Source organism: Aequorivita aurantiaca (assembly GCF_030410135.1).
Lineage (GTDB): Bacteria > Bacteroidota > Bacteroidia > Flavobacteriales > Flavobacteriaceae > Aequorivita > Aequorivita aurantiaca.
In genome coordinates, this window is the sequence record NZ_JAUGQQ010000015.1 from 22,921 (window position 1) to 37,618 (window position 14,698).

The 14,698-nt window shown below is 40.9% G+C and carries 9 protein-coding genes; 8 read left to right on the plus strand and 1 reads right to left on the minus strand.

Features of this window, described 5'->3' with window-relative positions; translation table 11 throughout:
- The first annotated feature begins 108 nt into the window (after positions 1-108).
- The 3 genes from QRD02_RS13555 (at position 109) to QRD02_RS13565 (ending at position 2,934) form a co-directional block, all read left to right on the plus strand.
- Complete coding sequence (locus QRD02_RS13555) at positions 109-1,953, plus strand: tetratricopeptide repeat protein (protein ID WP_290255502.1); 1,845 nt, start codon at positions 109-111, stop codon at positions 1,951-1,953.
- Positions 1,954-2,311: 358 nt separating this feature from the next.
- Positions 2,312-2,467 carry a hypothetical protein gene (locus QRD02_RS13560; RefSeq protein WP_290255503.1) on the plus strand — a complete coding sequence of 52 codons (156 nt, stop codon included), beginning with the start codon at positions 2,312-2,314 and terminating at the stop codon, positions 2,465-2,467.
- 17 nt (positions 2,468-2,484) lie between these two features.
- Positions 2,485-2,934: a ferritin-like domain-containing protein gene (locus QRD02_RS13565; RefSeq protein ID WP_290255504.1), complete on the plus strand. Its 450-nt coding sequence runs from the start codon at positions 2,485-2,487 to the stop codon at positions 2,932-2,934.
- Positions 2,935-3,032: 98 nt separating this feature from the next.
- On the opposite strand, the gene QRD02_RS13570 is transcribed toward QRD02_RS13565, so the two are convergent.
- On the minus strand, positions 3,033-5,393 hold the full coding sequence (locus tag QRD02_RS13570; protein WP_290255505.1) for a TonB-dependent receptor: 2,361 nt from the start codon (positions 5,391-5,393) through the stop codon (positions 3,033-3,035).
- Between the two features lie 352 nt (positions 5,394-5,745).
- Between QRD02_RS13570 and QRD02_RS13575 the strand changes: the two genes are divergently transcribed.
- The 5 genes from QRD02_RS13575 to QRD02_RS13595 all read left to right on the plus strand — a co-directional run.
- Complete coding sequence (locus QRD02_RS13575) at positions 5,746-7,401, plus strand: tetratricopeptide repeat-containing sensor histidine kinase (RefSeq protein WP_290255506.1); 1,656 nt, start codon at positions 5,746-5,748, stop codon at positions 7,399-7,401.
- A complete protein-coding gene (locus tag QRD02_RS13580) occupies positions 7,398-8,069 on the plus strand; it encodes a helix-turn-helix domain-containing protein (protein WP_290255507.1) in 672 nt (223 codons plus the stop codon). The genes QRD02_RS13575 and QRD02_RS13580 overlap by 4 nt, the downstream gene beginning before the upstream one ends.
- A 341-nt stretch (positions 8,070-8,410) precedes the next feature.
- Positions 8,411-9,109, plus strand: a complete 699-nt coding sequence (locus QRD02_RS13585; protein ID WP_290255508.1) for a hypothetical protein — start codon at positions 8,411-8,413, stop codon at positions 9,107-9,109.
- Between the two features lie 714 nt (positions 9,110-9,823).
- Positions 9,824-10,225, plus strand: coding sequence for a hypothetical protein (locus QRD02_RS13590; RefSeq protein ID WP_290255509.1), 402 nt, complete (start codon positions 9,824-9,826; stop codon positions 10,223-10,225).
- The coding region (locus tag QRD02_RS13595; RefSeq protein WP_290255510.1) for an HYR domain-containing protein at positions 10,215-14,698 on the plus strand (4,484 nt) is incomplete at its 3' end. The genes QRD02_RS13590 and QRD02_RS13595, both read left to right, overlap by 11 nt.

Below are 14,698 nucleotides of genomic sequence, written 5' to 3' on the forward strand. Positions count from 1 at the left end.
AACGCCCGGATTTTTGGATTTTTTGAGGTCAAAAAACTCTTCAAATACCCAAATTTCCTACAAACCCAATAGAATTATTTTTTCTAAATTTGGTTGCCAAATTAAATTATGAAACAATACGCTCTCCTCTCCTTCCTACTCTTCCTTTGCTGCGCAAATCTTCCGGCCCAAAATGGGAAAATTGAAAAGTTACAACAGCAAATAGAAAACGATCTTTTTAAGAAACCGGACTCGGCGAAGGTCTATTTGTTTAAACTTCTGGAACAATCCGAAGCACTTCATGATACCGTTACGGCAAAAACCTATAGCAACCTGGGAATCACCTACAATCAATTGGCTGTTTATGATTCAGCGGTATATTCCTTTGATAAGGGAATCGCGCTTTCCAATGGGTTCCCGCATACCCAGGCGCAGATTTATTCAAATCTGGCAATAAATTACCGTACCATGGCGGAATATTCCAAATCGCTTCAAGCGCTTGAGGAGGCCATGAAACGGTATAAGGCATTAGGGGAATTGAACGGGGAGGGATTGGTATATGGCGAAATGGCGTCGAATTATAACTATATGGCAAAAAAGGAAAAGGCCATAATCTATCTTAAAAAAGCGATTGAAATTTTCAAGGAAACCGAGGATCCCCGCATTTATATTCTTCAGCAGAAATTGGGTAATGTCTATTTTAATAATGGCAATTATAAATTCGCCATTGATATTTATGAGGACGTCCTGCCTGAATTCAGGAAACAGAAGGGTGCACCCTATTATCTTACACTACTGGCCTATGCAGAAAGTTTGGTGGAAACGGGAAAACAAAAAGAAGGAGAGGAATGGCTGGAGGAAGCAAGGGATGGGTTAAAGGATATTAATAATCTGGAGTACATGAACGTGGCCATTGGCAAACTTGGAAAGATTTATGCCGAAACAGGCAGGCCCCAATTGGCAGAAAAGGCGCTACGAGATGCGTATAATTATCTTTTGGAAGTAAATTCTACCCGGTTTTTGCCCGTTGCTTCCTATTACTTACGATTTCTAAATGAAAAAAATGATAGCAGGGCCGCGCTTGAGGTAATAAACAATGTAAAGGAAAGCACTGCCAATTTTAAGCAGCGCATGAATGCGCAGGATGAGTTAGGATTTTTGCTCTACGCCAAGGATACCTATGCCAAGGCAGGGAATTACGCAACCGCTTTGGATGTTTTTGAGCGAATTGATTTTCTGAAGGATTCCATAGGCAATGCCGAAGACAACGTCAAGATAAAACAACTGGAGGAGGTTTATCAGAATGAAATTCAGGGGGAGAAAAACAAGGCCCTTTCCCAAAACAACGACCTATTAAAAAAATACAATAGCGAACAGAAAAGTCTAACGCTGCTCACGTTGGCATTCGCCATCATGTTTTTGGTAGTGAGTATGGTGTTATATAAATACCACCGAAAAAAAATAAAACTACAAAAAGATTCCCTTGCACAATTGGAAACCACTAACCTCATTTTGCAGGAAAACCAGGAGCTGGAGCAGGAATTAAGAAAAGAGAAGGAAAATAGTCTGGGCAATAAGGAGCGGGAGCTCGTGGCTATGTCCATGGAAGTTGCCGATATTCAGAACCAAATAAAGGATTTATTGGAGGCAAGCAGTAAGGAGGATATAGCCCCGGAACTGGCCGCGCAAATTGAAAGCATATTAAATCAACGAAATTATTGGAAGTATTTTAAAACAAAATTTGTGGAAGTCTATCCCGAATTTGGGTATAGCCTATCGGAAATGTTTCCCGTCCTATCAGAGAACGACATTGCGTTCTGCTCCCTTTTAAAATTGCAATTGACCAATAAAGAAATCGCGTCCCTCATGGGCATTAGCCACCAAAGTGTCATTTCAAAAAAATATAGGATTAAGAAAAAAATGAATCTGCACGATAATGACGAAAGTTTTGAGCAACTGATGCGGGATCTATAAAAAAGGAGGAGTTTTTTTCGTGTAGTTTTCATCCTCACGTAACAAATGGCTTCGGCAATTAACAAGTGCAATTTCCGTATTAATGAATCCTCTGTTACTTTTTAATTTTTTGGAAAGTCCGTTCGTGGCCCTTAATACCAATAATTTTAGATAAAAGATTCCCTTTTCCAAACCCGATATACCAATTCTCCTCGTACCTGTTTTCATTAGAACCGGTTACCCTAAACTATTATAAATCATCGCAGACTTGATTTTTGTTTCCAATAGAATATTTCAAAATATTTAAAGGAATGCTAAAGTCATAGCCAGACATTCGGGTTATTTTTATTTTTAAGGGGTAAACCTAAAAACACAAGTTATGAATATTATTGCGGCATTAATTTCGAAAAAAGGATACCTGAAAAATCGTTTGAAGCATAGGGTTAAATATCCGTATAAAAGAATGGTGACTAATAATCTGGGCGTACTTGGCATAGATTTTCCGAATGAAAATGGAAGAAGGGCCAGAGTATAAAAACTAAAAAAACTATTATGAAAACCGAAATTTCAGAAAAAGTAAATAACCTCATAGAGAAGAATTACGACGCTTATAAAGGCTATAGAAAAGCGGCCGAAGATGCCGAAAGTATGAATCTCCGCTCCTATTTGATAGAACAAGCCGAAAACAGAAAGGAATTTGCCCAAGAGCTGGCCAGGGTTCTTTTGGTCGTTGATCCCGATTTTAAAGTTGCGACCGAGGGAAGTATTACCGGCTCTATTCACAGAGGGTGGATTGATATAAAGGCTGCAGTTGCCGGTAAGAATGATGAGGCCATTCTTAAGGAATGTATTCGGGGAGATAAGGCCAGTATTGCGGAATACGAGGAATTTCTGGATAATAATAGGGCTGTAATGCCACAAATTAGTAGCACAATTCAACAACAGCTTGCGGAAATCCGGAAAACCTTGGATACGGTGAGCCGCTTGGAAGATATAAAATAAGGGGGCTGTATTCCAAAATTATAAAAATCCCCTATAGAATTTCCATAGGGGATTTACTTCTTCAATAGAAGTGACTGAGGACGTTTATTTCTTCTTCATCAAAACATGCCTCCACCATTTAATTCATTTTTCTCCCGTTCCTTTCGTTTCAGGTTTTTGCTTTCCGCGCCACCGAAGCGGTAGGTAAAGCCCAGATATACGTTTTGGGTTACTCCCTTAAACTCCCCTTCATGGGCGATGGGCCTGCCATTGGTAAATTTAAATTCCTGAGTGTTAAATAGGTCATTAAAATTAAGACTGAACATAGCCGCATCGTTTAAGAAGCTGTATCGCGCGCCAAAATTCATAAAGAACATAGGCTCCATATCAAACTGCAGCTCGTGGGAGGCACTGCGATAAAAGCCGAATAGCTGAAGGGTGAGTTGTTCAGTGGTCTTAAAACTGTGGCTGGTACGAATGGTCCAAGCCGTGTTATCGACCTCCAAAGATTCCTCGCCAACTATTCCCTTCACCTTTTGTCCATAGGCTTCAAAACTAGTGTTGGTGCTCCACCAATCGGTGAACTTATAATTTGTGCTCAGCTCTATTCCGTAGGAGTTGTTATCTTCGAAATTGGCAAATTGTATCAACAGGGAACCATCTTCGTTCGGATCTTCACTAAAAATCTGGTTTATCTCATCGTTCATATTCCTAAAGAAAACCCCGGCGGTAACGCTTCCTTTTTTCTCGAATTTTTTGGTGTAATTAATTTCGAACGAATTTGTGAACTGAGGCCTAAGTTCCGGATTGCCAGATACCGTCAACCGCGGCGAGCTAACGTCCCTTATCGGGTTCACCTGCCCGAAGCTTGGTCGGTCCACTCTTCTACTATAGCTCATTTGGTAGGAATTGGATTCACTGGGAGTGTAGTTTACAAAGCCGCTGGGATAGACGCTGAAAATCTCGTCACTATAAACCTCTTCCCCATTATAAACAGCATCTACCTTATAGTTTTCCAACCTTGCCCCTAGCTGATAGGACCATTTTTCAAAATTTTGTCCGAAGGTGGAGTAAAACGAATAGATATCGCGTTTGTATTGATAGGTGGCATCGGTGTATAAATTGCTGTCCGTATTATATGCATTATCGGTATCCATCAGTTGGGCCTCAACGCCCACCTCCAGCTTAGCGGTTTCACTTAATGGGTTTTCATAATCGACGTTTGTGGTGAAAATTTCAATATTCTCATTCACCAAATCGTGGTATGCCTCAAGATTTCCCGTGTTGCCTTCAAAGGAGAAATTGGAATCTTCATTTCTGTCCAATTGGTTTAGGTTGGCTTCCAGAATTATTTTATGTCCGTCGTCATTAAATTTATGGTCTGCCGCAAAGTTGTAGGTGCTATTGGTATTTTCATTATTCATAAAAATATTCTGACGAAGATCCAGCGTAGGGTTGTTAGGATAAATAATATCAATGCCGCCCGTGGGTTCGCCGGTATATACATTCTGATTGGTATAAAAGGAAAAGGTATTCCTATCATTAAGGAAAAAATCTACTCCCAATTTGTATAGATAGGAAGCTTCCGAATCTACAATCTGGAATTTTTGCCGATAGTCATCCTCATATAAATTTACGGTCCCTTGGTTGAGCCGTTCACCAATATTCCCTCCAAAATTTCCGTAGAAGTTGAGCTTGTCCTTGCGGTAGTTCAAATCAAGCGTTCCGTTATACCGGGTGTGCTCACTGGCCGTTACGCCCAGGTTTACATTGCCATTAAACCCATCGTTCGCATTTTTGTGAAGCACAATATTGATAATGCCGCTCATTCCCTCGGGGTTATATTTTGCCGATGGATTGGTAATAAGCTCAATGGATTTTATGGAAGTGGAAGGAATCTGCCGAAGCAACTGGGCGGCATCCATATGGGAAGGTTTGCCATCCACCAAAATGCGTACGTTGGCATTGCCGCGCAGGGCGATATTCCCGTCCTGATCCACGTGCACCGAGGGGATATTATTCATAATATCTGCGGCGGTGGCCCCGGCGGTGGTAAGGTCCTTCCCCACGTTTATTACCTTTCTATCGATGCGCTGCTCGATTGTGGTTCTTTCGGCCACCACAGTTACGCTGTCCAACATAGCCACGTCTGGATGCAGCTCAATAATGTTAAGGTTATGGTTGGGTTGTTGTGCCGAGATCACAATTTCGGTGGTATAGGGTTTATAGCCCATAAACTGCACTTTTACGGTATAGGTGCCATTGGGGATCTTTTCGATATTGAAGGCCCCATCTTCCGTGGTGGAAATACCGGATACCAATTCGCCCTTTGAGTCCGTGATTACTACCGTGGCATAGGGAATGGGTTTGGCCAGTTCGCCATCCATTACGGAGCCGTAAATTCGGCCCAGAGGTTCATTTGCAAAAGCGGAAGTGTTCATAAAAAGAACACAGAAAAATAAAATTAATAAACGTTTCATGATTTTGATTGATGTTAATGATTAGTCTTTGGGATGGATGCCGCCATCCCTTTTTTGTGCCCACCTTAAATTTCCATTTCGTTTATAGTAAGGAAAAAGGCCGTCTTTTCTATGGTTATGCTAAACAACATACCTTGTTATACATAATACATAAATACAGGCTTCCATAAAAGTGGACATTGCTCCTATAATTGACGATGGAAAAATTATATTGTTACATGTGGAGGGATAAATTAGCATTTCTGCATATTCCCCATCTATCCACAATCATCCATAATCCATCATCCATTATCAATCCTCCACCTAGAATAAGTGGCGGCTGGATTATTCAAATTCTTATTACTTTAGAGGAATGAATGCGCAACGTTTTTCACTCCTCTTTTTTTTCCTTTTATTTTTAGTAGATAGCACTACTACCTTAAAAGCACAAATAAATCGTGACACTATAAATAAATATTACAATTCAATAGTATATCCTAGTGATGAAACAACTATTTCAAAAGGTATTTCATTTTACACCCGTAAAAAAGAAAAGGATCAGGACAGTCGCGATACCTTAAGTACTATAAATGATTTAAGATTAATTGCGCTGGGTCAATTTAATATTGGGAATATATACGACAGTGAAAGTTCCGTGGCAGAAGCCATCTCATTGATTGATCATTATTCAAAAAAGGATACTCTAATTGAAGGCAGAAAAGGGCTATATAATCAATTAGGCAATATTTACCGCGAGACAAAAAAATACGATAAGGCGCTTGAAGCCTATAATTTGTCCCTTTCCTTTTCAACAAAATTATCGGATAGTATTACACTAATAAACAATAAAGCTAATATTTATAAAGACTGGGGACGATTTCAAAAGGCAAGTGAGCAATTCAATTTTGCCTTTCAGAAAATGGGCAATGATACAAACTCACTTCGCTCTGCAATGATTCTCGATAATCTGGGATTTGTACAATCAAAATTGAAAAATCCAAATGCGATATTGAATTTAAAAAAAGCACAGACCATTAGAGAAAACTTTAAAAATGTGGAGGGCGCCTACTCTAGCAACAAACACTTATCTCTCTATTATCTCGATCGAAATGACACCATAAAAGCAATGAAATACGCCAAAAAAGCCTATGAAATTGCAAACTCACTTAACAGCATCACATTTCTCCAAGATGCTCTTTCACTTTATGTAATAATGAACGAAGACCAAAAGATTGTGGAGTTCAAGTACATAACTGATAGTATTGCCAATGCCAAGCAATTGGCCGAAAACAAAAATGCCTTTATAAAATACAATGTCGAAAAGGAACGAAAAAACACCATGGCAGCACAACTGCTCCAAGAAAAGGAAAAAGCACAAAAAAGGCTCTTTATGATTCTTGGAATATCCATATTCATATTGGCTGCTTTAATTATTCTTCTCTTAAAGGCAAGACATAAAAAGGAAAAAATAATACAGGTACACAAAACCGAGGCACGTATTTCCAAAAAAGTCCACGATGACGTAGCAAACGATATATACCAGCTAATGGCAAAAATGCAAGGGAAATATAAGGAGGAAGAAGCAATGCTTGATGACCTTGAGAATATTTACAATAAAACACGCGACATCTCCAAAGAAAACAGTGCTATTGAAATAGGAGCCGACTTCAGCGAACAGCTCAACGATCTCTTATTAACATATCAATCTGATACCACAGCTATCTCTACCCGTAACTTAGCTACCCTTGATTGGGAAATTATTCCAAAAATTAAAAAAGAAACTGTCTATAAGGTGCTGCGGGAATTAATGACCAATATGAAAAAATATAGCAATGCCTCTGCAGTATTGCTTACTTTCCACCAAAGTGGCAAAAATATTACTATTGAATATACCGATAATGGCCAAGGTTGCACCCTAAAAAATAAAAATGGACTGCAAAATGCGGAAAACCGTATTCAGGCAATTAAGGGAACTATTACTTTTGAATCTGAACCCGGAAATGGGTTCAGATCAAAAATTATAATATGAGTATGTTTAAAAAAGTTTTGGTATCAGATGACCTTGAATGTATCAACCAAGGCGTAATCTCAGTTTTGAATTCCTTCAATATCGAACAAATTGTCCAAGTGGCCTACTGCGACGATGCCTTTCTGCAAATAGAAAAAGCGGTTTTGGATAATAGTCCATTTGATCTTTTAATAACCGATCTTTCCTTTGTGGCAGACCATCGAACCCAACAATATCCTTCGGGAGAATCCTTGATAAGGGCATTAAAGCCAAAGCATCCAGATTTAAAAATAATAGCCTATTCCGTTGAGGACAACCTCCAAAAAGTGCGCACTATAATGCTGGATTGTAAAGCGGATGCATACGTATGTAAGGGCCGTCACGGCCTCAAACAATTGGCACAAGCCGTTGAGGAAGTATATATGGGTAAACAATACCTCTCGCCCCAAATTGCAAATGCCATTCATAAGGAACGCCCCATAGAAATAAGCGACTACGATCTTGAGATTCTCAAGCTTCTATCCCACGGTTTTATCCAAAAAGAAATCAGCCTTAATTTTACAAAGAACAATATCAATCCTTCCAGCCTAAGTTCAATAGAAAAAAAAATCAGTAAACTTTGCGACCACTTTAAGGCGAAAAACACCACCCAATTGGTAGCAATTGTAAAGGACCTGAGGCTATTATAATACCTTTGTAGCCCACGAAGTTTTTGGCATACAGCCGACCGTCTATAGCTTAAAGCATACATTACGGAATCCCGTAAACTTTTATCAATTTCTACTCCTAATTTTACCTCGTGAATAGCCAATGAACATGTTTTGGGGAGAATATGTAGGTTGTTTCAAATCCCTTACGGTTTTCTGTAAGGGATTATTTTTTTGAGAAAATAGCTGGAACAATTGTGAAAACAGTATTATTACCAAAGAAGGATTATATTATTTCAAAAATTTCCGTCTTTACGGAATCCCGTAAAACAAATTGAATTTTCAAGTGTAAGTTTGGCAATCCTAACCATAAAACAAACAAAATGAAACACATTGCCTTACTTTTATTTGCATTAGTTCTTATAGCAACTTCTTGTTCCAGCTCAAAAAGCATTAAATTCTCTAAAAAGTCAGACGAGATAGTTAAAACAGATTCTCTAAAAAACTTTCTCGCCGCTAATAAAAACCCTAAAGTGGTATTAAGGGTGAATGAGGCATCATATACGGTTACGGAGAATGAAAATATTGATTACTTATATAACGCCATAGAAAACCAACTTTTAGCGAGCAAGTTCGTAGTAAGGGATAGGCAGCTGTTCAACCAAATTATTGGGAACAAGGATAACAATATAGATTATGAAGTGCTCAAAAATAAATCCGATACAGATTTAATTATTGAACTCACAAAGCTGGATCCAAAAATTATATATTCTACAAATAAATATTACAATAAAAACAATGAAGAAAAGATCGAACAATCTTATGTACATCAATACTATGGTGCTTCAGTAGAATTTAAGGTAATACTTATCAAGACTAACGAATTTGCAGGAGTTTATAAATTCAATTACACTCCATGTACCGCAGGATGCATTATCAAAAAATCAATGAAGGAATTAACCAAGGAACGTAGGGAAAGAGAAAAAAATGGCCCCCAAGGTTATGAAGGCGTGGAAAAAGACGAATTGGAAATATTTATAAAAGAGGCGACGCGGCAATTGGTTGCGGAGATGAGAAGTTAATATTGAAGCCTTACGATTTTCCATAAACCTGAAGTAAATTCCAGCCGTTGAACGAAGCGATTGAAGCACCCTGTGGTAATTTAGTTCCTCGTGCAACAAGTAGTCTCAATGGATTACCACGCTTCGCTCGCAATGACCAATATGTTCAAAGGAGTCAACTCAAAGATTCAACAGTTAAACATTTCCATAATTCACCAATCCAAAAATCCAACAATCGAACAATCCAAAAATCCATAAACAGCGTTATTGCGCAGGAGCGACCAAAGGAGCGATTGAAGCAACCTGTGGTGGCGTAGATTCTTATTCAACAAGTAGTTTTCACGGGATTGCCACGCTCCGCTCGCATTGACTAACATTTCCATTAAAGTTCACTCAAGATTCAAGGATTGAATACTTCGACAATTAAAAAATTCTTATCCGATTGACGAAAACTACATCGTTCTTTTTGGTCCTTAATCCGCAACCTATTTTTTTATGTCAGAATAGCGTAGGAAATAATAGTCATCACAGATAAAAATATTACCATCAATTCTTATATGACTCATTCCCTTTGTTTTAGCCTAAATGCGAGCTTTTAGTTTTGCAGAGAATCTATATTTTATCTATACAATATCATTTTGTATTCGTGGAAAATGTCTTTTCTTTGCCGCCGGAAAATGTTAAAATTTTAACTTTTACATATTTCCATGGAACCCAATTCTAACATTTATACTTATGACAAAATTTTACGCAATGCTGTTGCTTTCCCTTTTTGGATTTATCTCGGGGGCCGCACAGGAAAAATGGACACTTGCCCACGAAAATGAAAAAGTTAAGATTGAATATGTCTTAACGGACTGCATTGATGCGGCCAATGGTTTCAATTTTGAATACTACATTTTAAAAATTGAAAACAAAACTAACGCATCTTTAAACCTTCAGTACATTTTAGGAACTCCCAGCACGGGTGCAACTGAGGAGGAAATTTCCACAAACTTAATCCTAAAGCCCCGCGAAATTGTTAAAGGTGCTTGTACCGACGATGGAAATCTAAAGTATTTTTCCAAGGACAACAGCGCAAAAAACGCCCGCGCAAATCAATTCCTAATCTCAAAAATAAAAACCTATGCCCTTTAATCTACACAAAAAATTCCTGCTATTATTCACATTGATAGCATCGGTAGTTTATGGTCAAACCACCGACTTTACAACAGATTTTGCCAGCGGTTCCTGCGGCAACACTACTGTGGCCTTCAGCGGTACCGCTTCCAGTACTACCACTGCTACCTCCTTTACCTTTAACGGAGGTACCCTTCCTGCGGGATGGTCCGCCTCTCCCTTTACGGTGAGCTCCAACACTTGCCCCGGCAAAAATTCTCCCGATAATACGTCCTACTTCTGGGCTACAAACCTTGCAACTACAGGTCCTAATACCGGCCGCCGTTTTGTTCAAACCAATGGTGTGAACGTAAGTCTGGGCGGTAACATTACCTTCTATATTCGCTATGGTAATAATGAGGGCACCGGCTGTGAACAACCAGATGCGGCGAACGAAGAAGTTTATTTACAATACAGTACGGACAATGGATCCACTTGGATCGAGATTTTCGGTGGCTGGGATACAACTCCTACTGGAAGCTTTCCTTGGTACAATTGGTACTGGAACGATATTGCCATTCCTCCCGCGGCACAAACCAACAACACTCTATTTAGATGGTATCAACCTGCCAATTCAGGAACAACTTTTGACAACTGGGGCCTTGAAGATGTGTCCATTAGCGCAGTTATTCCCGTTACAGTAACTTCCTGGGCATGGGATTTTGGTGATGGCACCACCTCCAATATTCAAAATCCTACCCATACCTTCGCCTCCCTTCCGGGCAACACTGACTATACGGTTTCCCTTACCGCCGGATTCAGCGATGGCACTTTTGACACCGAAACAAAAACTTACACGGTTTATGTAGACAATACACCCCCTACCGCAGTTTGCGCAAGCACTTCCGAAATTGTAAATACCGGCAACGGAAGCTGCACTGCAGTATTGCCAAATTTCACGGGACTAATAAGCGCGACCGATGACTGTGCGGCCAGTGTGTCCGTTACACAGAATCCAGCCCCAGGTACTATTTTGACCGTTGGAACGCATTTAATAAGTTTTTCCCTTTCTGATGGTAATGGGAACAATTCCGATGTATGCCCCATAACCGTTACGGTGGTTGACAATAGCAACCCCGTCGTAACTACTCAGAATATCACCCTGCCATTGAACAATTTAGGCACTGCCTCCATCACCGTTACCGACATTGAAATAAGCAGCACCGATAATTGTGGCATCGATTCAAAAATCTTAAGCCAAACTACATTTGATTGTACACATTTGGGCCCAAACATAATTAATTATACCGTGACGGATATCAACGGTAACGCTACGGTTACGCCAGTAACAATAACAGTTGTTGATACTATAGCTCCAGTTGCCCAAGCGCAGGATATTACGCTGCAACTGATGGATCCAGCAGGAATCAACATTACCCCCGCTATGGTTGATAATGGCTCTACCGACAATTGTTCCTTTATACTTTCGCTCAATAAGACTTTCTTTGACTGTAGCGATGTGGGTACCCAAACAATTGTTTTGACCGCAACCGATGCCTCTGGAAATAGCAGTAATACCAATGCCGATATTACAATTGTAGCGCCAGATCCATATGTGGTGACCTCTGCCGGAAATACCCAGGCAGTAAGTACAGGCACCTTTACCACCGTAGATCCATCAATAGCAATAACCTATACGGGCAATGCCGATGGCGCCTTGGTTTCCATTTCAGATAACTTCCAAACGGGCGATGAACTGGGCCTACAAGTTGGTTACACGCTACCTGCTGGGGTTACTACCTCATATAACGCCGCCACCGGAGTGTTGTCGGTATCGGGAACCATTACGGATGTGCAGTTGGAGGAACTGTTCCAAAATGTACAATTCCGTACCAGCAGCAGTGACACATCCGCGCGTACCATCCGCTTTATTATTGGCGGCAGTGTTTCCAATCCAGATAATAACCATTACTATGAATATGTAAACCAAGCTCTAAGCTGGACCCAGGCAAAAGCCGCCGCGGCTACCAGAACGCTTTATGGACTTCAGGGATATTTGGCAACGGCAACCTCAATACAGGAAAATGATTTTATTAAAAATAAGCTTACCGACGATGGTTGGATGGGCGGATCTGATGATTTTAACCAGATAAATATTGCTGCCGGCACTACAGTTTATAACAATCAGGTAGCAGCAGAAAATAATTGGTTCTGGGTAACCGGTCCTGAGGCCGGCACACAGTTCTCCGTTGGAAGCGCAGCCCTTCCCGGCCAGTTTGCAAACTGGAACGCAGGGGAGCCAAACAATTCGGGCACCGGCGAAAATTTTATGCAGATATATTTTGCAAATAATGGCCGATGGAACGACCTTGGCACCGGCCAAAGTATGGGCTATATTGTAGAATATGGTGGTCTTGGCGGAGATCAGGATTGTTTCTCTTTTTCCAACGATAAAATTGTGGAGCTAAACCAACCGCCTGTGATTGACCCTATTGCAAATGTTAATGGCTGCCCCGGTAGCACTTTCTCGCAACTGATTACCATTTCGGATGTTGAGGATGCCCCAATGGATTTAACGGTAACGGCGGTTTCAGATAATCAAACCCTATTGCCGAATACTAATTTGACAATTTCATATAACGGTACTAATTTCGAGCTAACCGGCACCCCAATTGCAGGTTTGCAAGGAAATGCCACAATAACAGTAACCGCAACCGATACGGATGGAATTTCCAGCAGCGCGGATTTTATTTTTACTGCCGAAGATAACATAGCCCCCATCGTGGTTTGCGGTGTATCTACTCCTGTATACGTAGGCTCATATAGAGTGAGCGATGGTCCTATGTGGACAGACAATCCTCCTGTATATACTCCCCAGGAAGCAGCTGCATTAATTTTTGGAGGAAATGCCTCGGATTATTTTATTTCCGTAGATTCAAACACTAGCGATGCTAACACTATTACCCATACAGGTTGGATGAATAGCTGGGGAGTTGGTAATGGCGTTTACCCAGAAAATCATAGTGTTGATATTGGAAATGATGGATATGCTGTACCAGGTGGGTCTGATTCTGCTATATCTGCTTATGTAAGAGACCATGTGGATTTCACTAAAATAAACTATGTTTGGAAAAATGAGCTAGCCCCCGCCATACTACAGCTCGATGCGAATGGCCAAGCCATATTGGATCCTGCTCTTGTGGACGGAGGTAGTACCGATAATTGTGGCATCGCAAGTATATCGGTAACACCAAATAATTTCACTTGTGCCGATGTGGGTCCAAACACGGTAACCCTTATGGTAACCGATGTAAATGGAAATAGCTCTACTTGTACTTCCACCGTGATCGTGGAAGACAACGTAACCCCAACAGCCATCTGTCAGAATATCACCGTACAACTGGATGCCAACGGCAATGCAACTATTACGGCAGCTGATGTGGACAATGGTTCCTTGGATAACTGCGGAATTGCATCGACCACCATTGATGTTACTACTTTTGATTGTTCAAACGTGGGCGCGAACAATGTTATCCTAACCGTAACCGATGTAAACGGCAACGTTTCCACCTGTACAGCAATCGTAACCGTGGAGGACAATGTGGCTCCAACAGCGGTTTGCCAAAACATCACCGTACAGCTTGATACTACTGGTAACGCAACAATAACCGTGGCCGATGTGGACAATGGTTCTTCGGATGCCTGTGGGATAGCTTCAACTACAATTGATGTTTTAACTTTTGACTGTTCAAACGTGGGCGCGAACAACGTTATCCTAACCGTAACTGATGTAAACGGTAACGTTTCCACTTGTACGGCAATTGTAACAGTGGAAGATAATGTAGCACCAACTGCCATCTGTCAGGACATTACTGTACAGCTTGATGCCAACGGCAACGCGACTATTACCGCAGCCGATGTTGATGGAGGTTCTTTCGATAATTGCGGTATAGCTTCAACTACAATTGATATCTCGACCTTCGATTGTTCAAATGTGGGTACAAACAACGTTTTGCTAACCGTAACCGATGTGAACGGCAACATTTCTACTTGTACGGCAATCGTAACAGTAGAGGACAATGTGGCCCCAACAGCCATTTGCCAAAACATCACCGTTCAGCTCGATGCCATTGGCAACGCCACCATTACGGCGGCCGATGTGGATGGCGGTTCATTTGATAACTGCGGAATTGCCTCTACAACCATTGATGTTACTTCTTTTGATTGTTCAAACGTGGGAGCGAACAACGTTATGCTAATCGTAACCGATGTAAACGGCAACGTTTCAACCTGTACGGCAATCGTAACCGTGGAGGATAATGTGGCGCCACTTATTGTATGTCCGGCCAATGTGGTTGCAAATACCGACTTGGGCGACTGCTTCGGTACCGTATTCTTTACACAGCCATTTGTTATGGACAATTGCGGGATTGACACTGTTGTACAGACCGCGGGACTTCCCTCGGGCAGCCAGTTTCCCGTGGGCGTAAGCACCATTGAGTTTACGGCCAC